This is a genomic window from Streptomyces bungoensis, from assembly GCF_001514215.1.
GTDB lineage: Bacteria > Actinomycetota > Actinomycetes > Streptomycetales > Streptomycetaceae > Streptomyces > Streptomyces bungoensis.
The window spans coordinates 6,657-27,735 of record NZ_KQ948883.1; the positions used below are offsets into that span (position 1 = coordinate 6,657).

Annotated in this window: 20 protein-coding genes, 1 pseudogene and 1 riboswitch; of the genes and pseudogenes, 7 read left to right on the top strand and 14 right to left on the bottom strand. The window is 73.3% G+C overall.

The features are described 5' to 3' along the window. Both AQJ66_RS39810 and AQJ66_RS35415 read right to left on the bottom strand, forming a co-directional pair. Positions 1 to 506: pseudogene (locus AQJ66_RS39810) on the bottom strand (VWA domain-containing protein); the annotation flags it as partial. A 97-nt stretch (positions 507 to 603) separates the two neighbouring features. Then, on the bottom strand, positions 604 to 1,389 hold the full coding sequence (locus AQJ66_RS35415; RefSeq protein ID WP_061930665.1) for an alpha/beta fold hydrolase: 786 nt from the start codon (positions 1,387 to 1,389) through the stop codon (positions 604 to 606). Between the two features lie 88 nt (positions 1,390 to 1,477). Here AQJ66_RS35415 and AQJ66_RS35420 point away from each other — a divergent pair, with 88 nt between their 5' ends. Further along, the gene (locus tag AQJ66_RS35420) at positions 1,478 to 2,842 is read left to right on the top strand and encodes an aminotransferase-like domain-containing protein (protein WP_061930668.1); all 1,365 of its coding nucleotides are present in this window, start codon (positions 1,478 to 1,480) and stop codon (positions 2,840 to 2,842) included. Here the strand turns inward: AQJ66_RS35420 and AQJ66_RS35425 are convergent. Both AQJ66_RS35425 and AQJ66_RS35430 read right to left on the bottom strand, forming a co-directional pair. Beyond that, a complete protein-coding gene (locus AQJ66_RS35425) occupies positions 2,742 to 3,680 on the bottom strand; it encodes a hypothetical protein (protein ID WP_061930671.1) in 939 nt (312 codons plus the stop codon). The two genes, AQJ66_RS35420 and AQJ66_RS35425, sit on opposite strands and share 101 nt — an antisense overlap. A gap of 128 nt (positions 3,681 to 3,808) precedes the next feature. Next, positions 3,809 to 4,291, bottom strand: coding sequence for a hypothetical protein (locus AQJ66_RS35430; RefSeq protein WP_208611528.1), 483 nt, complete (start codon positions 4,289 to 4,291; stop codon positions 3,809 to 3,811). 222 nt (positions 4,292 to 4,513) lie between these two features. On the opposite strand from AQJ66_RS35430, the gene AQJ66_RS35435 reads away from it, so the two are divergent. Next, positions 4,514 to 6,103 (top strand): hypothetical protein, encoded by a 1,590-nt coding sequence (locus AQJ66_RS35435; protein ID WP_061930677.1) that lies wholly within the window; start codon positions 4,514 to 4,516, stop codon positions 6,101 to 6,103. Between the two features lie 5 nt (positions 6,104 to 6,108). On the opposite strand, the gene AQJ66_RS35440 is transcribed toward AQJ66_RS35435, so the two are convergent. From AQJ66_RS35440 to AQJ66_RS35450, 4 genes are all read right to left on the bottom strand, one after another. Next, positions 6,109 to 8,082 carry a YncE family protein gene (locus AQJ66_RS35440; protein ID WP_061930680.1) on the bottom strand — a complete coding sequence of 658 codons (1,974 nt, stop codon included), beginning with the start codon at positions 8,080 to 8,082 and terminating at the stop codon, positions 6,109 to 6,111. 184 nt (positions 8,083 to 8,266) lie between these two features. After that, positions 8,267 to 9,838 (bottom strand): LCP family protein, encoded by a 1,572-nt coding sequence (locus tag AQJ66_RS35445; protein WP_079060609.1) that lies wholly within the window; start codon positions 9,836 to 9,838, stop codon positions 8,267 to 8,269. 187 nt (positions 9,839 to 10,025) lie between these two features. Next, a complete protein-coding gene (locus AQJ66_RS39600) occupies positions 10,026 to 10,196 on the bottom strand; it encodes a hypothetical protein (protein ID WP_167359213.1) in 171 nt (56 codons plus the stop codon). Positions 10,197 to 10,305: 109 nt separating this feature from the next. Further along, positions 10,306 to 11,097, bottom strand: a complete 792-nt coding sequence (locus AQJ66_RS35450; protein ID WP_061930683.1) for a hypothetical protein — start codon at positions 11,095 to 11,097, stop codon at positions 10,306 to 10,308. 415 nt (positions 11,098 to 11,512) lie between these two features. Here AQJ66_RS35450 and AQJ66_RS35455 point away from each other — a divergent pair, with 415 nt between their 5' ends. Further along, a complete protein-coding gene (locus AQJ66_RS35455) occupies positions 11,513 to 12,484 on the top strand; it encodes a nucleoside hydrolase (RefSeq protein WP_061930686.1) in 972 nt (323 codons plus the stop codon). 17 nt (positions 12,485 to 12,501) lie between these two features. Here the strand turns inward: AQJ66_RS35455 and nicT are convergent, their stop codons facing one another. Continuing rightward, complete coding sequence (nicT, locus tag AQJ66_RS35460; protein WP_061930771.1) at positions 12,502 to 13,587, bottom strand: Nickel transporter NicT; 1,086 nt, start codon at positions 13,585 to 13,587, stop codon at positions 12,502 to 12,504. Positions 13,588 to 13,616: 29 nt separating this feature from the next. Then, positions 13,617 to 13,821: riboswitch (cobalamin riboswitch) on the bottom strand. Between the two features lie 78 nt (positions 13,822 to 13,899). Here nicT and AQJ66_RS35465 point away from each other — a divergent pair. Then, complete coding sequence (locus AQJ66_RS35465; protein WP_061930689.1) at positions 13,900 to 14,244, top strand: ArsR/SmtB family transcription factor; 345 nt, start codon at positions 13,900 to 13,902, stop codon at positions 14,242 to 14,244. 26 nt (positions 14,245 to 14,270) lie between these two features. On the opposite strand, the gene AQJ66_RS35470 is transcribed toward AQJ66_RS35465, so the two are convergent. The 3 genes from AQJ66_RS35470 to AQJ66_RS35480 all read right to left on the bottom strand — a co-directional run bounded on the left by AQJ66_RS35470 (position 14,271) and on the right by AQJ66_RS35480 (position 16,865). After that, a complete protein-coding gene (locus tag AQJ66_RS35470; protein WP_061930692.1) occupies positions 14,271 to 14,843 on the bottom strand; it encodes a dihydrofolate reductase family protein in 573 nt (190 codons plus the stop codon). 294 nt (positions 14,844 to 15,137) lie between these two features. Continuing rightward, a complete protein-coding gene (locus AQJ66_RS35475; RefSeq protein ID WP_061930699.1) occupies positions 15,138 to 16,088 on the bottom strand; it encodes an MIP/aquaporin family protein in 951 nt (316 codons plus the stop codon). Between the two features lie 111 nt (positions 16,089 to 16,199). Beyond that, on the bottom strand, positions 16,200 to 16,865 hold the full coding sequence (locus AQJ66_RS35480) for an SDR family NAD(P)-dependent oxidoreductase (RefSeq protein ID WP_061930701.1): 666 nt from the start codon (positions 16,863 to 16,865) through the stop codon (positions 16,200 to 16,202). A gap of 101 nt (positions 16,866 to 16,966) precedes the next feature. Here AQJ66_RS35480 and AQJ66_RS35485 point away from each other — a divergent pair, with 101 nt between their 5' ends. Next, the gene (locus tag AQJ66_RS35485; RefSeq protein ID WP_061930704.1) at positions 16,967 to 17,551 is read left to right on the top strand and encodes a TerD family protein; all 585 of its coding nucleotides are present in this window, start codon (positions 16,967 to 16,969) and stop codon (positions 17,549 to 17,551) included. A 31-nt stretch (positions 17,552 to 17,582) separates the two neighbouring features. Here the strand turns inward: AQJ66_RS35485 and AQJ66_RS35490 are convergent, their stop codons facing one another. Beyond that, on the bottom strand, positions 17,583 to 18,005 hold the full coding sequence (locus AQJ66_RS35490; protein WP_061930707.1) for a DUF7144 family membrane protein: 423 nt from the start codon (positions 18,003 to 18,005) through the stop codon (positions 17,583 to 17,585). A 128-nt stretch (positions 18,006 to 18,133) separates the two neighbouring features. Beyond that, positions 18,134 to 18,823, bottom strand: a complete 690-nt coding sequence (locus AQJ66_RS35495) for a DUF6445 family protein (protein ID WP_061930711.1) — start codon at positions 18,821 to 18,823, stop codon at positions 18,134 to 18,136. Between the two features lie 276 nt (positions 18,824 to 19,099). On the opposite strand from AQJ66_RS35495, the gene AQJ66_RS35500 reads away from it, so the two are divergent. Then, positions 19,100 to 19,846: a DUF4142 domain-containing protein gene (locus AQJ66_RS35500; protein ID WP_061930712.1), complete on the top strand. Its 747-nt coding sequence runs from the start codon at positions 19,100 to 19,102 to the stop codon at positions 19,844 to 19,846. A gap of 261 nt (positions 19,847 to 20,107) precedes the next feature. Next, positions 20,108 to 21,040: an LAETG motif-containing sortase-dependent surface protein gene (locus AQJ66_RS35505; protein ID WP_061930715.1), complete on the top strand. Its 933-nt coding sequence runs from the start codon at positions 20,108 to 20,110 to the stop codon at positions 21,038 to 21,040. Positions 21,041 to 21,079: the final 39 nt, after the last annotated feature.

Consider the following 21,079-nt stretch of genomic DNA (forward strand, 5'->3'; position numbering starts at 1 on the left):
GCCGGCTTCAGCTCGATGACCGTCTCGGGCTCCGGCTCGGCCACGGGCTCCGCCTCGGCAGCCGCAGGCTCGGGCTCGGCCTCAGCAACAGGCTCCGGCTCAGCCTCAGCCTCAGCCGCAGGCTCCGCCTCGGCAGCCTCGGGCTCTGCCTCAGCAACCACAGGCTCCTGCTCCGGCTCGGCCTCAGCGACGGGTTCCGGGTCAGCAACCACAGGCTTCGGCTCAGCCGCCGCAGGCTCCTGCTCCGGCTCCACGTCCCGTTCCGTCGGCTGCTTCGGCACCGTGATGTTGTCGAAGGCCGCCGCGACGAGGTCGTGTTCGTCGGGGGAGGCGGTGCGGGGCTCGGGGACCTGGGCGGTCGGGGCCGGGGTCGGAGCGGGGGGCTCCGGGGAGGAGGTCTGCGGCTCGGGAGACGGCGCGGGACGTCGGTCCGCACCCTCTGCTTCGGCGGTGCGCGTCTTGCGCCCTCGGCCGAATGCGTTCCGCAGGAGAGTGAGAATGCCCATGTCGCAACCCTTCACGTGAGTTGGTCCCGTCGATCCCTGGCCAGGACGGACACGTAAGGTTAGCGGCCCCGGATTGCGATTCCGCCAGAGGTGGATGTCAGGGGGCGTCGACGTCGGACAGGAACTCCGCCAGCACCCCGTTGAACTCCTCCGGCCGCTCCAGGTTGGGCAGGTGCGCCGCGCCCTCCACCACGCGCAGCACGGAGTGCGGAAGCGCCGCGTGCATCGCCTCCGCGTCCGCCACCGGCGTGTACGTGTCGTCGGCGCCGACCACGACCAGCGCGGGCACCGTCACCCGCGTCAACAGGTCGCGGTAGTCGGGGCGTTCGGCACGGCCCCGCAGCGCCGCCGCGGCGCCCCGCGGCGAGGTGGCCGTCATCATGCGGTGGACGTGGGCCTTCACCTCAGGGTCGGCGCAGGGGGCGACCATCCGCTCCAGGACCTCGTCGGCGTACCCGCGCATGCCCTCGGCGAGCAGCCGCTCGGCCATGGCCAGCCGGCCCCGCCGGCCCTCGGGCGTCTCGGCCTCCGGAAAGGTGTCCGCGAGGACCAGGCCCCGGACGCGGGCGCCGAAGCGGGCGTAGCACTCCATGGCGATCTGGCCGCCCATCGACAGCCCGGCCAGGACGAACGTCTCCACCTCGAGCGCGTCGAGCAGATCGAGCAGGTCCTGGGCGTGGCGGGCGAGCGGGACGGTGCCGGGGGTCACCGGGGAGGCGCCGTAGCCGCGCAGGTCGGGGGCGATCACGCGGCGGTCGGTGCGGAACGCGGTCAGCTGCGGGTGCCACATCGTGCGGTCGAAGGGGTGGCCGTGGACGAGGACGAGCGGGACCCGGGAGGGGACGCCGGGGTTTTTGTCCTCGTATGCGAGGAAGGGCTGCATGGGAGCGACCCTAGAAGCCCGCAACTTCTCGGTGCAATAAAATCTTTGCCCTCGGTGCAATCAAGGGGACCGGCAGAGGCAGGGGCTCGTGGACGACTACCGCCGTATCGCCGACCGGATCGCCGCCGACATCGGCCGGGGGCGGCTCCGGCCGGGGCAGCGGCTGCCGCCGCAGCGGGCGTTCGCGCGCCGGCACGGCATCGCCGCGTCGACGGCGGGGCGGGTGTACGCGGAACTGGTGCGCCGGGGGCTGGTGGTGGGGGAGGTCGGCCGGGGTACGTTCGTGCGCGCCACCGAGCCGGACGGGCAGCCGGGGCACGCGCTGACCGAGGTGGCCGGAGACCGGGGCGGGAGCGGTCCCTCGCTCGTCAATCTGGAGCTCAACTACCCCGCCACGCCGGGTCAGTCGGAGCTGCTCGCTCCCGCCCTCGCGGCACTGCTGCGGCCGGACGCCCTGGCCGGGGCGCTGCGGCCCGCCCCGGCCGCCGGCGGTGCGGCGGCCCGGGAGGCGGTCGCGGAGCTGCTGGCCACCGGCGGGTGGCGGCCGGACCCGGCCGGGATCGTGTTCACCGGCAACGCCCGCCAGGCCATCGCCGCCACCCTCGCCTCCCTGGTCCGGCCGGGGGGCCGGGTCGGGGTCGAACCGCTGACGTATCCGCTGGTCAAGGAGATCGCGGCGCGGCTCGGCTGTGTCCTCGTGCCGCTCGCCGCCGACGCCCGCGGGCCGCTGCCCGGGTCCGTCGCCGCCCTGCACCGCGGCGCCCCGCTGTCCGCGCTGTACCTCCAGCCGTCCCTGCACAACCCGACCTCGCTCACCCTGGACGGTGAGCGGCGTGGAGAACTGGCCGAGGTCGTCCACAGCCTGGGGATACCGGTCGTGGAGGACCGGATCTGGTCCTTCCTGCACACCGGCGGCGCACCGCCGCTGGCCGCCCTCGCACCCGGTCTCGTCCACCTGGTCGACGGGCTGTCCAAGCGGGTGGCGCCGGGGCTCACCGTCGGGTTCGCCGCCGTACCGGCCGGGCGGGCGGAGGCGGTGGCGCGGGCCGTCAGGTCCGGGGGCTGGAGCGCGGGCTCCTTCGCGCTGGAGGCGGCCGTGCGCTGGCTCGCGGACGGGACCGTGGACCGGCTGGTCGCCGCGCGGCGGCGGGACGCGGCGCGGCGGCAGCGGCTGGTCGCCGAGGAGCTGGCCGGTTTCGCCGTACGGTCCGATCCGGCGTCCTGTTTCGCCTGGTGGGAGCTGCCCGAGCCGTGGCGGGCGGACACCTTCACGGCGGCCGCGCGGGCGCACGGCATCGCGGTCACCCCGGGCACGGCCTTCTCGGTCGGCCCCGCCCGCACCCCGGACGCGGTCAGGCTCGGGCTCGCGTCGGTGCCGGAGCGGGAGCTGGCGCGGGCGCTGCGGATCCTCGCCGGTGTCGCGCGAGGCGGGGCAGCCGCGGCCGGCGGCTGAGCCAGGCGGCCAGGGCCACGACGAGGCCCAGCGCCAGCAGCAGCCAGGACACCGTGCGCAGGGTGGCGGTGAGGGCGTCGTAGACCGCGCCCACCGCCGGGTGGGGCACGTCGGCGGGCAGGCCAGCGAGGGTCAGGCCCCGGCCGACGGTGACGGCGAGGGAGAGCAGGGCGCCGCCCAGGGCCGTGCCGAGGGCGGTCGCGGCGACGGCGCGGCGGCGGTGGACGGCCAGGGCGATCCCGCAGACGGCGAAGACGACGGCGCCGACCGGCAGCCAGAGTCCGGCGACCTCCAGCACGTGGAATCCCTTCCGCAGGCGGTCCACCTCGCCCGCCTGGAGCACGGGGACCGCCGTGTGCTCCACCGGGATGTGCGCGCCGAACGTCACGTGTTCCTCGGCGAGCTGCTGCTTGAGCTGGGCGGTCACCGGGGCGAAGTCCACGGTGACCGGCTCCCGCGCGTCCCCGGCCGGGTCCTGCTCGCGCAGGGCGCGCAGCACCGCGTCGTGCGTGACCCGGTTGCCGGTGTCCCAGGCCGTCCGGAAGGCGCGGGTGCGGGTGAAGGAGCGCACCGCCTCGTGCACGAACGGGGCCACGGAGTCGCGCACGACGCGGACGTCGAGCCGCTGGTCGACCTCGCGCACGATGTCGTCCCCGACGGTCTGCGCGACGGCCTCCCGCACGTCCGGGTCGGCGGCGAGCGGGGCCATCGTGGTGACGTACCGGCCCGTGTCGGTGAGCCCGTACGCCGCCCAGGCCGCCAGCGCGCCGAACGGCACGAGCAGGCAGGCCACGGCGATCAGTACGGCCGAGAGGGCACTCCTGAGACGTCTGGACACCCTCCCAGGCAACGGTGTGCGGGGCGCGGACGCGAGCGGAGGGGCGCCAACCGGGGGACGCGGCGGGGCGGAGGGACGGACGCGGGGCCCCGGCCGGTCCGGCCGGGGCCCCGCGCCCGCCGTCGCGCTCAGCGGATCCTGTGGCCGGCGGCGTCCTCGCGGGTGTAGTAGCGGTAGAAGAAGGCGATGAAGGTGCCCGCGGCCAGGGCCAGCGAGACCAGCACCGCGATCCAGACCGGCGGGTTGGACTGGCTGTAGAGGAACCCGACGGCGGCGCCGGCGAACGCCGACCACAGCAGTGCGTGCACCTCCCGCGCCATCCGCGGACCCAGGGTCAGCAGGGTGCCGCAGATCACCGCGAAGACCAGCGCGGCGACGAGCCCGTAGAACACGTTCCAGCCGGTGACGGGTCCGCCGAAGCGCCGGTTGGCCGAGACCCAGTAGCCGTAGATCAGGCCGAGCCCCACCGGGACGACCACCCGGATGATCCGGTGGGTGCGGGCGTCGAGGACGTCGGGGGTACGGCCGCGGCCGGGGGAGGTGCCGGCCTCCACCGCGGGCGCCGGGCCGCGTCGGTACCGTCCACCGGGTGCGGGTGCCGCTTGAGCCATGGGAGCACTCCTCTCTCCTCGCCCCCGCCTTCCAGGGCACACCTGGGGCGACGGCCTGGCAAGTCGTCGCGAGTCGTCCAGGAGGGTGACGAGTGCCCGGAAACGCCACGTGTGTGCCCCTGTTTCGCGCAAGCTGCGGGTGCGGTGCCGGGGCGCGGCCACGCGGCCCGGCCGTCGCAGCGGTTACGGTGCTGGCTGTAGGGCGACGACAGGGGAGGGACGATGCCCGGAACCGTGCTGCTGCTCGCGGCCTCGCCGCTGGGCCGGGGGCGGCTGGTGGACGCGGCCGGCGTGCTGCCCGTCCTGGCCGCGGTCGCCCCCGCCGTGCTGTCCGGCACCGAGACGGCGAACGTGGTCGAGCTCGCCGACCCGCTGGAGCCGCAGGCCGTGCTCACCCGGCTGCGCGCCGCCGCGGCGGCCCCCGGACCGCTCACCGTGTACCTCACCGGGCAGCTGCACCTGGACCGCCGCCAGCGCCTGCCCCATCTGGCCCTGGCCCGCACCACGCCGGCGACCGTGCGCTACACCGGTCTGCCGTGGCACTGGATCCGGGAGGAGCTGCGGCTGCGCTCCGCCGCGGACACCGCGCTGGTGGTGGACCTGCACGCGGACGCGGAGACCTGGCAGTACCTGGCCGGGCGGCCGCTCGACTCCGGGCGCACCGTCTCGGTGTACGGCCGCGTCGCCCCGCCGCGGTCCGGCCGGCGGGGCCTGGCGGAGCCGTCGTACATGAAGGCGGTGGCGACCCTGCTGCGCAGCGGCCACCGGCCGCCCCTCGGTCATCTGCACGAACAGGCGCTGGCGCGCACCACCGGCGGTGGCCCGACCCACGACCTGGTGCTGTCCGGCCCCGGGGGGCACCCGGGCGCGCCGCCGTACCAGGCATCCCCACCTGGCCTGCACACCGTGGCGCCGCCTCCGCCCGGCCCGTCGGCCGCGGACCCGCATTCGGGGGCCGCCCCGGCGGCCCGGGCGCCCAAGGCTCGCGCGGTGGCTCCGGCCGGGCTGGTGGTCATGGACGCACGGATTCCCCCGGCACCCCCGGCACCACCGGCGAGTACGGCCGCGACGGAGGCGCGCACGTCTTCGGCGACCGCCGCCGGTCCGGCGGGCGCGGACTCGCCCGCCGCCCCCGTGGAGCCGCAAAGTCCCTCGGTACCCCCGGCCCGAACGGCTGAGGCGGATTTCCGCGTCTCCCCCGTGCCGATCGGCGACGACGCGGCGGTCGAGGGGTCGTACGCGGCCCTCGCGGGCCCGGACCGCCCGGCGGGGGTGGAGTCCACGACTGCGCCGGTGCCCCCGGGCCGTACGGTGGCCGCGGGCCTGCTCGCCTCCCCGGCGCCGGGCGCCGACGCGACGGGCGCGCGGCCGCACGTCTCCCACCCGGCGGCAGCCGATCCGCACGGGGACATCAGTGCCGCCGTGCGGGACGGGCGGCACGGGGACGCCGATGGGCTGGCCGCGCGGTACGAGGAGGACGCCGTGCGGGCGTACGGGGCCGCGTCGGACGAGGCGCTGCACTGGGCGGAGGTGCGGGCCGACCTGGCGATGTTCGCGGGGGACACCGTGCGCAGCTGCGAGGGGTGGCTGCGGGTGGCCGGGGTGCGGCTGGCGGCGGGGCAGCCGGCGGACGCGCCCGCCGTGGAGGCGGCCGTGGACCGGGCCCACCATCAGTGGGGCCGTATCGAGGACGCGGCGCGGGCCCGTGAACTCGGGCCCGCGCTGGCGGAGTTGAGGCTGCTTGTGCCGGGCCGCCGGCAGGGCGCGCTGGAGAACGTCCAGCGGCACCTGCGGCAGCTCCAGGACCGGTAGGGGCGTCAGCGGGTGTAGGTGAAGTACTTCCAGGCGCCGTGCGTCGTGGAGTTCACGTTGTCGCCGGAGGAGCCGTTGATGTACGACGAGCGGATCCGGAAGCGCCAGCCGACGTCCTGGCCGTGGTCGCCGGTGATCTGGACCCGGGAGACGCCGTCGGAGTCGAGCTTGAAGTACTCGGGGTCGCCGGGGTACCAGCTGCCCTGGTAGTACACCTCGAACTCGAGCTTCTGCGAACGGCCCGGGTAGTACGGCATCTTGGTCGTGACCAGCGGGTCCTTCGACTTGTGGAAGAAGTAGTACGTGTGGCCCCACGTGCTCTTCGTCTTGTACTGCCGGCTGAGCGAGGTGGACACGCTGACCCGGGCGCCGACCGTGCTGGCGGCGGAGGCGGGCGCGTACCGGGCGTCGCCCGCGAACTTCGCGGTGACCTTCGTGTCCCGCTTCAGGTCCAGCGTGACCGACAGGTTCCCGTGCGAGTTGACCTTGCCGGACTTCACCAGCTTCTTCGGCTTGTCGGCGCCGAACGGGTCGGCCCAGATCTCCACCGTGCGGTTCTTGTAGGTGGTGCCGAGGTGCGCGGTGAACGTGACGTCCTTGCCGTACGCGTACACCTTGCCGTTGTTGTTCACCGTCAGCGACGTCTTGGCCCGGGACACCTCCACGGTGTCCTTGCCGGAGCCCGCCGCGTGGTCGGCGTCGCCCGCGTAGGACACCGTGTACTTCACCTTGCCGCCGGCCGGCGGGGTGTCGGTGAAGGAGTAGGTGCCGTCGGCCTCGACGGTCACCGGGGCGAGCGCCTTGCCGTTCGGGGACTCCAGGTCGGTGCGGGTGACGGTCAGCTGGACGCCCGCCGGGAGCGCGGCCTTGGAGGTGACCGTGCCCTTGACGGTGAGCTTCTTGGCGCGGGTGGCCGTCGCCGGGGCGTCCACGGTGACGGTGGTGACCGCCTTGGTGGGGGCGTCGAACGCGCGCAGCGAGTACGCGCCCTCGCTGTTGGAGGTCACCGCGAACAGCCGCGAGCCGTCCGGCGCCCAGGCCAGGCCGGCGGCGGCGAGGGTGTCCGCGCCGCTCGTGTTGCCGGTGTTGGGGAAGTCGTAGGTGCGGACCGCCTCGCTGCTGCCCGGCTTGAAGATGTAGACGTCCGGGTCGTACCAGGCGAAGCTGCCGCCGGCGACCGTGCCGTTGGGCGCGATGGCGACGGAGTTCGGGTAGGCCGTGCTCACGTACTTGCCGTCCTCATTGAGGTCGGCGGTCTTGAAAACCTGGTGGTAGTACGGCGCCCCGCTGGCCACCACGACGTCCTTGCCGTCGGGGGTGACCTGGAAGTCGCCGAGGTTGCTGCCGGCCTCCCGGGTACTGGCCAGCTTCTGGGCGGTGCCCGACGAGACGTCGTACGAGGCGATCTCGGCCGGGCTCATGCCGAGCTGGCCCGCGACCAGGGTGTCGGAGCCGGGCGCGGCGTCCAGGACCGGCGCCGAGTACCAGCCCTTGTCCTGGTCGAGGGTGACCTCGTGCTGGTCGCTCGTGAGGTCGACGGAGCCGATGCCGCCGGCCGCGTCGCCGCCGTAGCCGAACCACAGCCTGCCGCCCGCGAGGGCGACGCTGAGCGGCTTGTCGCCCACCGCGTAGCGGGTGGACTCGGTGTCCGTCGCGGTGTCGATGACGGCGATGGCGTCCAGGTCCTTGACGGCCGCGTAGAGCGTGCCGGAGTCGGCGGACAGCTCCAGGCCGAAGACACCGGACAGGTCGGTGGTGAGCTGCTTGACGACGTTGCCGGCGTAGTCGGTGACGACGATCTTGCCGTTGCTCGGGTCGCTGACGAACACCTGCCGGTGGACGCCGTCGACGACGACGTCGCCGGTCGCCCTGACCGGCAGGAGCTTGCTGGAGTCGGCATGGGCGGGTGCGGCGGCGAGGGCCGCCGAGCTGAAGAGGACGGCCAGGGTCGTGGCAGCCGTCATGGTGCGCTTGGGCACGCGGATTCGAACCCCCCGGAACGAAAGAAGAGTGGGGCGCCACGGGGCAGGGGTCACGGCGTTCGTGCAGGTTCTGCGTGCGCCATGTGTGTGATCTGTGCCCTGCCGTGGCGGGTGAGCAAAGAGTAAGTCATGTCACTGACAACCGCAGCCGGTTACTTCACGCCATGGGCCTAAGTCCTGCTCACCAGGTGAAGCCCGGCTGCACGGCCATGCACGCGTCCTCCTTGGCGCCGTTCAGCACGGCCGCCGACGAGGGGGCCTTGGTCGGGCTCTTGGTCTTCGGGTAGGCCGCGCCGGTGCGCCAGTCGGCGCCCACGGCCAGCGTGATCCCGGTGACGCCGGTCGACCGGCGCACCTGCTTCAGCGGTATGCCGAGGGCCGTGGCCACCGCCTGGGCGTCGCCTTCCAGGTCCGCGCTCGGATACAGCAGGGCGGTCTTCGCCTCGGCGGTGGCGGTGGTGTCCACCAGGGCCCGGGTGAAGCCCTTGGCCCGCAGCGCGTCCGCGACGGCGGTGGCCCGCTGGGGCACCGGTGCCCGGCCGTCCGCGCCGGTGCCGTTGCGGACCTGCACCGCGATGCGGCCGTCCGGGGCGGCGGGGTCGTCCGACGTCCGCTGCTCCTCCCGGTGCTTGGCGCCGTGCCCGTCCAGCGGGGTGTCGTCGCGGACCATGGACAGCAGCTGGTCGGCGTCGCCGGGCGCGGGCACCAGCCGGTTGGTGTCCCGCGACCACTGCACGGTGGGCAGCGTCGTCATGGTGATCCGGCCGGTGGGGACCTTCTGCAGCTCGGTGGACAGGTCGTACAGCTTCTTCACCGTGCCGAGGCCGTCGTCGACCGTGAGCGCCTTGGTCGCGGCCTCCGCGAGCCGGCGCATCTCCCCCGGGTCGCCGAGCGTCGCGTTCGCGCGCAGCTGGCGGACCATCGAGGTCATGTACATGTGCTGGGCGTGGGTGCGGCCGAGGTCGGTGCCGTCCTCGAAGCCGTAGCGGGTGCGCAGCCACTGCAGGGCCTGCTCACCCTTGACCGGATGGGTGCCCGCCTTCAGTTTCAGGCCCGAGCCGTGGCCGTCGGAGGTGTGCGACCAGACGTTCTGCCTGACGCAGACCGGGACGCCGCCGATGGCGTCCGCCATCGAGACCACGCCGGAGAAGTCGACCATCATGAAGTGGTCGATGTGGATGCGGGTGAGCTTCTGCCAGGTGGCGACGGTGCAGCCCGGACCGCCGCGGCCCAGCGACTCGTTGGCCATGGCCAGCGACAGGGCCGCGTACGTCTTCGTCCCGTCGGGGTCGGTGCACGGGGGGATCGGGATCATCGTGTCCCGGGGCAGGCTGACCACCGACATGTTGCTGCGGTCGGCCGAGACGTGCAGCAGCATCTGCACGTCCGCGAGCGGCGGGCGGCCGACGTCGGCCTTGGAGCCGCCGAGCTTGAGGTCCGCGGCGGTGTTGCGGCTGTCGGAGCCGATCATCAGGATGTTCAGCGGCGTCTGGCCGGCCGCGTTCGGCGTCGCCTTGGGGACGTCGGTGACGCCGAGGTTCAGCCTCGCCTTCCTGATGTTGCCGTTGAGGTGCTCGTAGTAGAGGTAGCCGGCGCCCGCGGCGCCGAACACCACGGCCGCGAGGCCGAACGCCGACCAGCGCAGGATCCGGCGTCCGCGGCGCGGTGCCCCGGGCCCGTCGCCACCGCGTCGTCCCCCGCCCGAGTGCCGTCCCCCACGGTCACCCGGCCGCGCCTGCGCGTCCAGCGCCATCCCCCCGACCTCCCACCCCCCGACGAGGCACATCTGCCGTCGTCCGCCGCATCGGATCGCACACACTAGCGGCGGCTTCACCCGTACGGGGGTGCACGGTGAGAAACGCCACTCCCGTACAACCTTCTGGGGGGTTGACGAACTGAGGTTTTTTCTGGGCCGGTTGGCGTGGGGTGCGGGGGCCGGATCAGCGCCGGTACTGGTGGACGGCCGCCGGGCCGGGCCGGGTGTCCGCCGCGCGGGCCGGACCGGCGTTCGCGGCGATGATGAGGGCGGCGACGGCGAGCACGGCCGCGGCGACGCCTCGTGCGTACCGTGCGCTGGGGCGTCCGTAGGGGTCGGATGTACGTCCGTGCACGGCGACCTCGCAACGACAGCGACGTGTTCAGCGGGATTGATCCGCCGTTCAACCTAGGGGCTGCCGGACGCGGACGGCAAGGGGGCCCGGGGTAGTCGGGGAGCCCGGGTCAGACCTGGACCCGGCCCTGCCTGCGCACGGCCCCCAGGCGCAGGGCGCCGATCTGGACGGCGGCCTGGGTGGCGTCGTTCGGTACGTCGCCGAGCCCGCCGTTGGTGAGGGCGAAGGCGTCGGAGCCGACCCGCACCGCGGCCACGTCCATCGTGAGGACGACCTGCTGGTCGTCGGACGTGGTGGTGGCGACGGTGACGTGCAGGCCCTCGCGCGCGTCCCCGACCTCCGGCAGCGGCACCTCGGTGACCTGCACGTCCTCGACCAGGTCCGTCTCCGAGGTGGCCGTGAAGCGGGCGCAGTCGACCGGCATCGTGCGCAGCCAGGCCAGCTGGGCGTCGACCTCCGCGGGCCGCCGGGCGCCGATCTGGTAGCGCAGCTGGGCGTCGGTGTCGGCGTCGTCCAGGCCGACGGCGACGCGCGCCGGGCCGCCGAGGAGCTCGTCGGCGTACAGGGCGTCGAGCAGGCGCTGGCACTTCCCGGTCGCGGTGGTCGCCTTCAGCAGGCCGTCCCGCCAGGTGGCCGCCCCGCGGGTCGCGGCCCAGGGCGCCCCGAGGTCGGTCTGCGTGATCAGCGCGGCCCGCGCCTGCTCGTCGGTGAGCACCGCCCCGTCGCCCTGCGCGGAGCTCTTCGCCGTGGGCGAGGGGGAGGCCACGGTGGGGAGGGGCTGCTCCGCGGTCGGCGGGTGTTCCAGCCCCAGGGCCGCGCACCCGGTGACGGCGAGCAGCCCGGCGGCGGAGGCGGCGAGAACGGCGAGCGGGAGGGCACGGGGGCGTATCGCGGCGGTCATCTCGGGGTGCCTCCTGGACGGGCTCGGACCGGGGGCCGGTGGGGGTGCCTCCTCTCACGGCACCACCGGTACGACCCGCTCACCAGCGCTCCCGGCCGTCCGGGTGAGGCGGCGGGCGGGAACCCGGGCGCGGTGTGCCGCGGGGCGACCCGGCTCGTCTCGGACCCGGCGGTGAGCGGTGAGCGACGGCGGGCGGGCGCGGGGCTCCGGCCGCTGCCGCCGTACTGCTGCGGGGGGGGGGCAGCAGTACGGCGGCACCCAGACGCGCTGCTCGTCACCCGGGCCGCTGCGGCCCGGTGCCGGACTCGCCGTGGACGGGACCTGCTGTGGCAGGCACCCGCCGTGGACTGCTCCCGTCGCCGAGGGAACCCGTCCGGGTACTGAACTACTGTCGGAACGACGGAAGGAGTCCGCCGTGACCGACCGGCCCGCCATTCCCGTGATCATCGACTGCGACACCGGCGTCGACGACGCCCTGGCCCTGCTGCTCGCCGTGCGTCACCCGGGCCTCGACCTCAGGGCGGTGACCTGCGTGGCCGGGAACACGGACGTCGACGGGGTGGTGCGCAACACCCTGACCGTGCTGGAGCGGGCGGGCGCCCCCGACATCCCGGTGGCCCGGGGTGCCGAGCGCCCGCTGATCGAGCCGGCCCGCCCGGCCCGGCACGTGCACGGCTCGGACGGCATGGGCGACCTGGGCCTGCCCGCGCCCACCCGGGCACCGGCCGCCGTGGACGCCGTCACCCTGCTGCACCGGGAGATCCTGGCCTCCCCGCGCCCGGTGACCCTGATCCCCACCGCGCCCCTGACGAACATCGCCCTGCTGCTGCGCACCCACCCGGAGGTGACCCGCAACATCGAGCGGATCGTGTTCATGGGCGGCGCGGTCGCCACCGGCAACGCCACGCCGGTCGCCGAGTTCAACGTCTGGCACGACCCCGAGGCGGCGGCGATCCTGCTGACCGCCGGGGTGCCCGTCACCATGTACGGCCTCGACGTCTTCATGCGGGTCGTCGTCCCCGGCACCGAGGTCCACCGGCTGCGCGCGAGCACCGACCCCGGCACCCGGCTGGCCGGTGAGCTCCTCGCCCACCGGCCCACCACGCAGGGCGGCCCGCCGGAGGCCGAGGAGGCGGGCGGCCTCGGCGACGCGGGCGCGGTGTGCGCGGTCGCCGACCCCGGCGGGATCACCACCCGCCGCCTCCCGGTCGAGGTCTGCCTCGCTCCCGGCGCGGCCCGCGGCCAGACGATCGTCGACCGCCGCCCCCGCCCCGGCGAGTCCGAGATCCACGAGGGGACCCGCGAACAGGCACTGGTGGACGTGGCGTTGGAGGTGGACGTCGAGCGGTACGTGAAGCTGTACCTGGAGACGGTGGAGCGCCCGTAGGGCCGTCCACGGGGCCGTCAGTCGGTGGCCGCCGGAACCCGCGCCGCCCAGCGCTCCTCCACCCGCCCGATCCGCCAGTACGCCAGCGCCGCCGCCCACACCACCACGAACAGCCCGACGATGACGTAGCCGACGCTGTCCAGGTCCAGCCCGGCGATCCAGCCGGTGACGGCGTCGGTCAGGTCGAGCTTGTCGTGCAGGACGCCGACCAGCTCGATCGTGCCGATGAGGAAGGCGACCGCGATGGACAGCCCGGTGATGGTGAGGTTGTAGAACACCTTGCGGACGGGGTTGGAGAACGCCCACTGGTAGGCGAAGTTCATGAACGTGCCGTCGAGCGTGTCGAACAGGCTCATCCCGGCGGCGAAGAGCAGGGGCAGGCACAGGACCGCGTACCAGGGCAGGCCGGCCGCCGCGCCCGAGCCGGCCATCACCATCAGCGTGACCTCGGTGGCCGTGTCGAAGCCGAGCCCGAAGAGGAAGCCCAGCGGGAACATCTGGCCGGGCCGGGACACCGACTTGGTCAGCCGGCCGAGGATCCGGTTCATGAACCCCCGTGAGTCCAGGTGCTGTTCGAGCTCCCGCTCGTCGTACGTCCCCGCCCGCATCGCCCGGAAGACCCGCAGAATGCCGGCCAGGGCGACCAGGTTGAGGGCGGCGATGAGGTAGAGGAAGGCGCCCGAGATCGTCGTGCCCATGAAGCCGAGCACCTGGTGGGTGCGTGAGTGCTCGTTCATGACCCGGCCGGCGAGCCGGGTGCCGCCCGCGATCAGCAGGGCCAGCACCACGACCACGCTGGAGTGCCCCAGGGCGAACCAGAAGCCCACCGACACCGGCCGCTTGCCGTCGGCCATCAGCTTGCGGGTGGTGTTGTCGATCGCGGCGATGTGGTCGGCGTCGAAGGCGTGCCGCATGCCGAGGGTGTAGGCGGTGACGCCGAGGCCGATGCCGAAGACGTCCTGGCCCACGTGGTAGTGCCCGGGGGCGACGAGCAGGATCAGTACCCCGAAGGCGGCGACGTGCAGGGCGGCGATCACGGCCAGCAGGCCCGCCGTCCTGACCGTGTCCTCGCGTCGCCAGCGGAAAGAAGCAGGGTTGGCCATCAGGTTCACGCTCCAGCACCTCGTGGATCATCTCGTGAGCTGCCGTGGCCGGTCTCCTGGCTTACGGGGCGGTGCGTTCGCCGTCTCTGCCTTCCCAGCCGTACGAACGGCCAGTGGCCCGGCGGAAGCCGGACGGGACGTGAACTCCCCGATCACAGTGGCGAGGGCCGCGCCGGCATGGACCCCTGAGGGGCCGTCACCGGCTTCCCGAACACCACGGCGTGCCCACCGTAGGGGCACGGGGGAGCGCCTGCATAGCTGCGTATCCGCGCAGGTATTCAAGATCACACGGCGGCCTGCGAGGATGACGCCATGCATCTCGTGCCCGCCGACCGTGCCGGCCGTCGCACCATCGACGGCCACCGGGTGTGCGACGCGATCGCCGCCATCGGCGACACGGGGCGTCTGCGCACCTGGGCCGACCGCTTCTCCCTGCTGGCCGACGCCAACCGGCTGGCCCTCCTCCTGGCCCTCCACCGCACCGGCCCGCTGGCGGTCTCCGACCTGGCCGTCGCCACCGGCATGAACGACCCCGCCGTCTCCCAGGCGTTGCGGCTGCTGCGGGCGGCGGGGGTCGTGGCGGGCGAGAAGGAGGGGCGGGTGGTCCGCTACCGGGTGGTGGACCCCGAGGTGGGGGCGTTGCTGGGGCACTGCTGAGGAGCGGCCCAGGTGATGCCGGCCCGTCAGCGGACGACGTCGAAGACGTTCTTCTGCAGGCCGTTGGCGTACACCTCGTGCTCGACGAGGCGCAGCTTCTGCGTGTCCTTGTCCGTGGTGCTGAACAGCCGCTTGCCCGCGCCGAGCAGCAGCGGGAAGACGAGCAGGTGGTAGCGGTCGATCAGGCCGGCGTCCGAGAGGGACCGGTTCAGGGAGGCGCTGCCGTGGACGATGACCGGTCCGCCCTCGGTCTCCTTCAGCGCGGCGACCTCGTCGAGCGAGCGCAGGATCGTCGTCTCGCCCCAGTCCGCCACCAGGTCGCCCTCGGCGAGAGTCGTGGAGACCACGTACTTCGGCATCACCTTGTAGTCGGCGAACTCCGCCATGCCCGGCCACACCGGGCTGAACGCCTCGTAGCTGACCCGCCCCATCAGCATCGCGGTGGCCTCCTTCTGCTCCCGGCCCTTGATCTCGAAGGCCTCGGGCAGGAAGTCGATGCCCTTGAACGTCCACCCGGCGTTCCGGTAACCGGGCTCGCCGCCCGGGGCCTCCACCACGCCGTCGAGCGAGATGAAGGCGGTGCTGATGAGGGTGCGCATCTGGGGTCCTCGGTGTCTCGTGTGCGGATGTCCTTCGGCCGGTCCGTGCCTGCCATGACCTTCGACCGTCGCCCACGGGGAAACTCATCGGCCGGCGCGGGCCTCTTCGGCCGGTGCGCCGGTGACGGTGGTGAGACGGAGTCCGGTTCGTCCTCGCTGCCGGGCGCGGCGGTCATGACGGCCGGTACGCCAAGGGGCTCGAGGGACGGTGAGACGAAAGGGCCCGGCGAGGCCGCCGTCCGGTGCCGGACGGCCGCCTCGCCGGCCGCGGCCGCGTGCCTCGGGGGCGGCGCCTCAGAACTCCTCGTCCTCGTTCTTCACCGGCCGGGTGCGGCCCGGCTCGGGCAGTTCGGCGAGTTCGGAGCGCACCAGCAGGATGTCGCCGATGAACAGGTCGTAGACGATGATGCCGATGACACCGCCGATCAGCGGGCCGACGATCGGGATCCACCAGTAGTCGCTGAACGCGCCGGACACGCTTCCGGGGAACGCCAGGCTGCCCCAGCCCGCCGCGTACGTGAACAGGCGCGGGCCGAAGTCACGGGCGGGGTTGATCGCGTAGCCCGCGTTCGCGCCGTAGGACATGCCGATCGCGGCGACGGCGAAGCCGATGATCAGCGGGCCGAGGTTCGCCTTCACCGCCTGGTTGCGCAGGTCGATGACGGCGACGACGAACATGACCAGGAAGGCCGTACCGACGATCTGGTCGATCAGCGGGCCCGCCACACCGCCGTGGAAGTAGGGCGCCGGGAAGGTGGCGAAGATGGAGAACGAGGCGAGCGTGTGCCCGTTCGTCTTCGGCCCCTTCATGGCGCTGTCGAAGGCGCTGATCGCGTTGTGGTAGACGAGGTAGACCAGCGCCGCACCGGTGAACGCGCCGACCACCTGCGAGAAGATGTACGGCAGCACCTTGGCCCAGGCGAAGCCGCGGCGCACGGCCATCGCCAGCGTCACCGCCGGGTTGATGTGGGCGCCGCTGACGCCGCCGGCCACGTAGACGCCGAAGGTGACCGCGAGGGCCCAGCCCCAGGCGATCAGCAGCCAGTCGCCGGCCGCGAGGAAGATCGTCGTGGGGGTGGCGGCACGGCCCGAACCGGGCAGTGCGGCGACCGCCATCGCGACCACGCCGCAGCCGAAGGCGATGAGGACGAAGGTTCCCAGGAACTCCGCCAGGCACTCGCCCAGCAGTCCTCCCCGGGCTCGGAGCCTGGACGGCTTGATGAGCGGAGGGATTTCGACAGCCATGGAGGCCCCCTTGAAGAGAGCGGTACGGCCAACATCACCATCTTGGCCCACGATCGCCCGTCACGCAGTGCGGCGCTCGTCCCGTCGGCGCCGAGGGGGCCCGGCCGCGGGTCAGCCGTCCAGGTCGTCGGCGTAGTGCCGGAAGCCACGGCGGTCGCGGTGCATGCCCCACAGCACCTCGGCGAGCACCGCCGGGTCCTTGCGCGCGTGACCCGGGGTGATCGACCCCGGGATGATCAGCTGGGCGACGTGGATGCCCTCGGGCGCCAGCCGCTCGTGCAGCAGGTGCCCGTAGGCGCTCTCGGCCGCGAACGCGATCGAGGTGCCCGCGCGGTCGGGGTGCGGCACGGCGGCGGTGCCGCCGTTGACGAGGAGGACGGTGCCGCGGCCCAGCTCCCGCATGCCGGGCAGCACCTGCTGGACGGCGGCGACCGGCCCGTACACCGAGAACTCGATCGGCCCCAGCAGGTCCCGGTGCCGGGTCTCCAGCACGGGCCGCATGAAGTCGCGGTGCGGGACGGGGCTGTACTGCAGCACCTCCACGGGCCCGAGCGCCCCGGCCGCGGCCTTCAGCGCCGCCGCCAGCTCCTCGGGCCTGCGCACGTCGGCCGCGAAGCCGCGCGCCTCGACGCCCTCCCCGGCCAGTTCGGCGACGAGGTCGTCCAGCCGTTCGCGGTCCCTGGCGACGAGCGCGACCCGGAACCCCTCCCGGCCGAACCGCCGGGCGACGGCGGCCCCCAGGCCCGGCCCGGCGCCCACGATGGCCACAGTGCTCATGTCCCCTCCGATCCGTCTGGAGTGCCGGCCCGCCGCCGGGAACCGGCGGGGGTCCCGGCACACTCTGCATGGTGTAGTCGTCGAGAGGGGATGGCCGAAACATGATTACGCTCACGAAGGAAGACGGCCCGGCGGACCTGGACGGAGTGACCCACCTGTCCATCGGTGTGTCCTGGGACCCCACGGCCGGCAGCAGCGGCGGGCTCATGGGCAAGCTGCGGCGCAAGACCGGCACGGATCTCGACCTGATCGCCATAGCCATGCAGGGCGCGGACCCGGTGCGCCTCGCGGGCCTGGACTCGCTCGACCCGATGGGCAACGGCTCGCTGGTCCACAGCGGCGACAACATGACGGGGCACGGCGCCGGTGACGACGAGACGGTGACCGTGGAGTTCGCCCGGATCCCGCCCAACATCACGTCGATCGTGTTCGTCGCCGCCGCGTACAAGAAGGGCAGCTCGTTCCAGAAGGCCCGCAACATCAGCTTCAAGGTCTACGACGCGACCGGCGGGAGTTCCCAGCAGGTCGCCGACATCTGGCCCAGCCTGCTCACCCAGGACAACGGCTGTGCCGTGGCCAAGGCGGTGCGGGCCGGCGGGTCGTGGAAGCTCGAGGTGATCAACGTGACGGGGAAGATCAAGCAGGGGGACGAGTACGCCCTGATGCGCTTCGCCGTCAGCAAGTAGCGCGCGTGCGCGGGCCCTCGTGCGCCCGCGCTCACGGCGTGCGCGGCTCCGGCCGGTACGTCGCCAGGGCCCAGATCACGAAGAAGTCGATGCCGATCATGATCAGGGACCAGATGGGCAGGTAGGGGAGGAACAGGAACTGGGCGATGATGCTGAGCGAGGCCAGCCCGATGCCGACGCCCCGGGCCCAGTCGGCGCCCTTGAGGATGCCCGCGCCGGTGGCGACGGCTATGACGCCGAGGACGATCAGGATCCAGCCCCAGCCGGTGAGGTTGATCCGGTAGACGTAGCCGTCGATGCGGGCCCACACGCTGTCCCGGGCGATCGCGGAGATGCCCTGGAGGACGGCGAGGACGCCCTCCACCAGCATCAGCACGCCGGCGAAGACGGCGCCTCCCGCGGCCCAGCCGCTGTGCGGTGCCGGGGCCGCCGGTCGGGTCGTGTCCTGCGTCATGGCCGTACCTCCGCCGTGTCGTCGTCCCGAGTCGGTCGTACGCACGACGATCCGGCAGCCCCGTCCGGGTGACCACGCGGACTGCTCCGAACGGGTGAAGCGGCCGGGGGGGCGGGGCCGGTGAGGGCTCAGGCCATCCAGAAGAAGACCGCCGTCATCCGCTTCTCCTCCAGCGTCCGCCCGGTGTAACCGGTCGCGCTGTGCACGAGGTTGGCGTTGTAGAGCAGCAGGCGGTTGTAGCGGTGGGGCACGCGGACGTCCTCCGTGAAGGCGTCCGGGCTGACGAAGCGGGTGCCGAGGGCCTCGACGAGGTTGTTGTGCGGGGCCTGGACGACGTTGCCGCCGAGCCGGCCGCCGGGCAGGGACTGGCGGTAGAAGCTGGTGCCGCAGTCCTTCGGCACGTGCGGGTTGAGGTAGAGGACGGCCGCGTACCGGCACAGGGCGCGGGAGTCGGTGTGCGGGCGCGGCTCGCTCTCGCCCTCGCCGACGACCTGGACGCAGTTGTGGTTGAGGGTGCCGCCGCCGGGCGCCCGCTGCACCCACAGCTCCCCGGCCCCGGTCGCCTTCCTCACCAGGCGTTCGACGCGGGCGAGTTCGGCCGGTTCCAGGCCGGGCATGGCGCGCAGCCCGGGCCAGGCCTCCGAGGTGTACGGGTGGCCCCTGACCCAGTCGTCCTTGGCCAGGCACCGCTCCCGTACGGCGTCGGCGTCGGGCAGGACGTCGTCCAGCACCCAGTAGTCGCGCCCCTTGGTGGGCTTGCGGTAGGGCAGCACCGGGAGGGCGGCGGGCATCCGTGGAGGGGGTGGCTGCGGGGGCATGCGGCGAATCTAGGACCGCCCCTGACCTCGCTTCTCCCCGTGACCGGTCAACCTTTCCTCATCCGTCGCCCATCCGCCTGTCATGTACATCAATGAATGGCAAGGGGAAGGGCGAGGGAGCCCGGCAGCGGCCCGGCAGGAGTTTTTACCCGGCGCACCGAGACGGACGGCCTCCGCGTCCGTACTGCTGTGTGTCCGAACCGCCTTCCGGCGGGGAACCACGACCGGGCAGGAGGCACGGTGCGCTTTTCGCGTAACGCGACGGGAACTCTCTTCGTGGGCGGTGCGATGGCCCTGACCCTCGGCGCGCTCGCCTACCCGAGCATGCTCGGGGTGAACACCGTCTCCAGCGACCAGACACGGATCATCGCGCAGACGCAGTGGGGGCCGCTCACCGAGGGCGACCGGGACTTCGTCGTCAAGGTGCGGGCCGCCGGCCTCTGGGAGTACCCGCTCGGCCAGATCGGGCTGCAGAAGGGCAGCAGCAAGGGGGTCCTGGAGGCCAGCAAGCACCTGGTCGACGGGCACTCGGCGCTGGACGCGAGCTGCCGCAAGATCGCGCCGATGCTGAACATCACGCTGCCCAACATCGCCAGCCCGCAGCAGGAGGGCTTCGTCACCCAGCTGAAGGCCGAGAGCGGCAAGCAGTTCGACACGGACTTCGCCAACATCCTGCGGATGACGCACGGCGCGATCTTCAACACGATCGCGAAGATCCGCTCCACCACCAAGAACTCGCTGGTGCGGGCGCTGGCCGACCAGGCCAACGACACCGTCCTCGACCACATGACGGTGATGGAGAAGACCGGTCTGGTCGACTTCGACCAGACCATCTTCAACCAGACGACCCCGCCGAAGCTGCCGTCCACCGACACGACACCGCCGCCCCCGCCCGCGGGCCAGCCGCAGGTGGTGCTCACACCGCCGCCGAACCCCACGTCCACGCCGCTGGACCTCAGCGGCCTCGGGGGCGGCGGAAGCACCGGCGGCGCCGCGCCCAACCCGAGTCCGTCGGCGGGTTAGCCGAGCCGGACGGTCGTGCCGGAGGGCAGCACTGCGCCCTCCGGCCGTTCCGTGCCGACTTGTGGGGAAAGTGTGAGGGAACTCTGAACGCCCGCTGCATCGCCGCAGGTTGACAGGTTTCAGCAGGGCACACGACGATGTGCTCACGCTGGGGCGCACCTGACCGATGGGCCCAGTGTTCCTTCCGACTTTCCGCTGCTCCGCCCTGCGCGCACGCGCTCACACGCCTGCGCCCGGGCGGATTTCCGCGATGGGATATCCATGTCCATAGCCAGACGTGTCACCGCACGCCGCCTGCTGGGGACGGGCGCCGCGTCGCTCGTGCTCTGCGCCGCCTCCGTCGCCACCGCCACCGGCGCGTGGGCCCACGGAACGCCCGGCGGTGACGGCTGGAAGGCCGGCGGCCACTACACGCCGGGTACGGGGGCGGGCACCGAGACCGGCACCGACCGCTGCCAGTTCTCGCTGGACGGCGAGCACTTCTTCGACTCGGTGAAGGTGGACGACCAGAACCTGAGGCCCACCGGGGACGGCAAGGTCCACGTCACGGTGCGCGCCGCCGGGGACGCCTCCGCCTGCACCGCCTCGCTGGCGTCCTACCTGGCCCACGGCGCCACCTTCGCCACCTCCGGCGAGCAGGTCTTCGTGGACTTCGACTCGGTGAGCGTCAAGCCGGGGCAGACCGACACGCTCGACATCGCGGTGCCGGACGCGGGCTGCTTCGCGCAGATCGACCTGTACCGGGGTGCGGTGAAGTTCGACGGCAGGCTCGACGCGCAGGACGGATTCGAGCACGGCGACCTGCCCAAGGGGCCGGACCACCCGGTCATCAAGGACAAGCTGATCGCGGCCTGGAACGGCGGTACGAAGGACTGCGCCGCCACCGAGGAGTCGCCGTCGCCGTCCGCGTCCCCGTCGCAGAGCAGCCCCGTCTCGCCGGCGCCGTCCACTCCGGCGCAGGACTCCGCCTCGCCGTCCGCGTCGCCGACGCCCGAGGAGTCGTCCTCCTCCGGCACGCCGGCCCCGGCGCCCTCCGCGTCCAGCGCGGCGCCGTCGCCGAACGGCGGCGGTGACCTCGCGGAGACGGGCGGCGGCGGCAACACCGGCCTGCTCGCCGGCGGAGCGGCCGTCCTGGTCGCGGGCGGCGCCGGCTTCGTCGTGCTGAGCCGCCGCAGGAAGGCCGCGCGGGGCTGACGGCCCGGCAGGCACCGAGGGGGCCCGCGCACGCCGTGG

Bases quoted from the DNA above. Each gene is read 5' to 3' on its own strand.
- AQJ66_RS35490 (WP_061930707.1), bottom strand. From the start codon at position 18,005: ATGACGCAGGACACGACCCGACCGGCGGCCCCGGCACCGCACAGCGGC.
- AQJ66_RS35435 (WP_061930677.1), top strand. From the start codon at position 4,514: ATGCCCGGAACCGTGCTGCTGCTCGCGGCCTCGCCGCTGGGCCGGGGG.
- AQJ66_RS35465 (WP_061930689.1), top strand. From the start codon at position 13,900: ATGCATCTCGTGCCCGCCGACCGTGCCGGCCGTCGCACCATCGACGGC.
- AQJ66_RS35430 (WP_208611528.1), bottom strand. From the start codon at position 4,291: ATGGCTCAAGCGGCACCCGCACCCGGTGGACGGTACCGACGCGGCCCG.
- AQJ66_RS35495 (WP_061930711.1), bottom strand. From the start codon at position 18,823: ATGCCCCCGCAGCCACCCCCTCCACGGATGCCCGCCGCCCTCCCGGTG.
- AQJ66_RS35480 (WP_061930701.1), bottom strand. From the start codon at position 16,865: ATGAGCACTGTGGCCATCGTGGGCGCCGGGCCGGGCCTGGGGGCCGCC.
- AQJ66_RS35445 (WP_079060609.1), bottom strand. From the start codon at position 9,838: ATGGCGCTGGACGCGCAGGCGCGGCCGGGTGACCGTGGGGGACGGCAC.
- AQJ66_RS35485 (WP_061930704.1), top strand. From the start codon at position 16,967: ATGATTACGCTCACGAAGGAAGACGGCCCGGCGGACCTGGACGGAGTG.
- AQJ66_RS35415 (WP_061930665.1), bottom strand. From the start codon at position 1,389: ATGCAGCCCTTCCTCGCATACGAGGACAAAAACCCCGGCGTCCCCTCC.
- nicT (WP_061930771.1), bottom strand. From the start codon at position 13,587: ATGGCCAACCCTGCTTCTTTCCGCTGGCGACGCGAGGACACGGTCAGG.
- AQJ66_RS35475 (WP_061930699.1), bottom strand. From the start codon at position 16,088: ATGGCTGTCGAAATCCCTCCGCTCATCAAGCCGTCCAGGCTCCGAGCC.
- AQJ66_RS35450 (WP_061930683.1), bottom strand. From the start codon at position 11,097: ATGACCGCCGCGATACGCCCCCGTGCCCTCCCGCTCGCCGTTCTCGCC.
- AQJ66_RS35505 (WP_061930715.1), top strand. From the start codon at position 20,108: ATGTCCATAGCCAGACGTGTCACCGCACGCCGCCTGCTGGGGACGGGC.
- AQJ66_RS35470 (WP_061930692.1), bottom strand. From the start codon at position 14,843: ATGCGCACCCTCATCAGCACCGCCTTCATCTCGCTCGACGGCGTGGTG.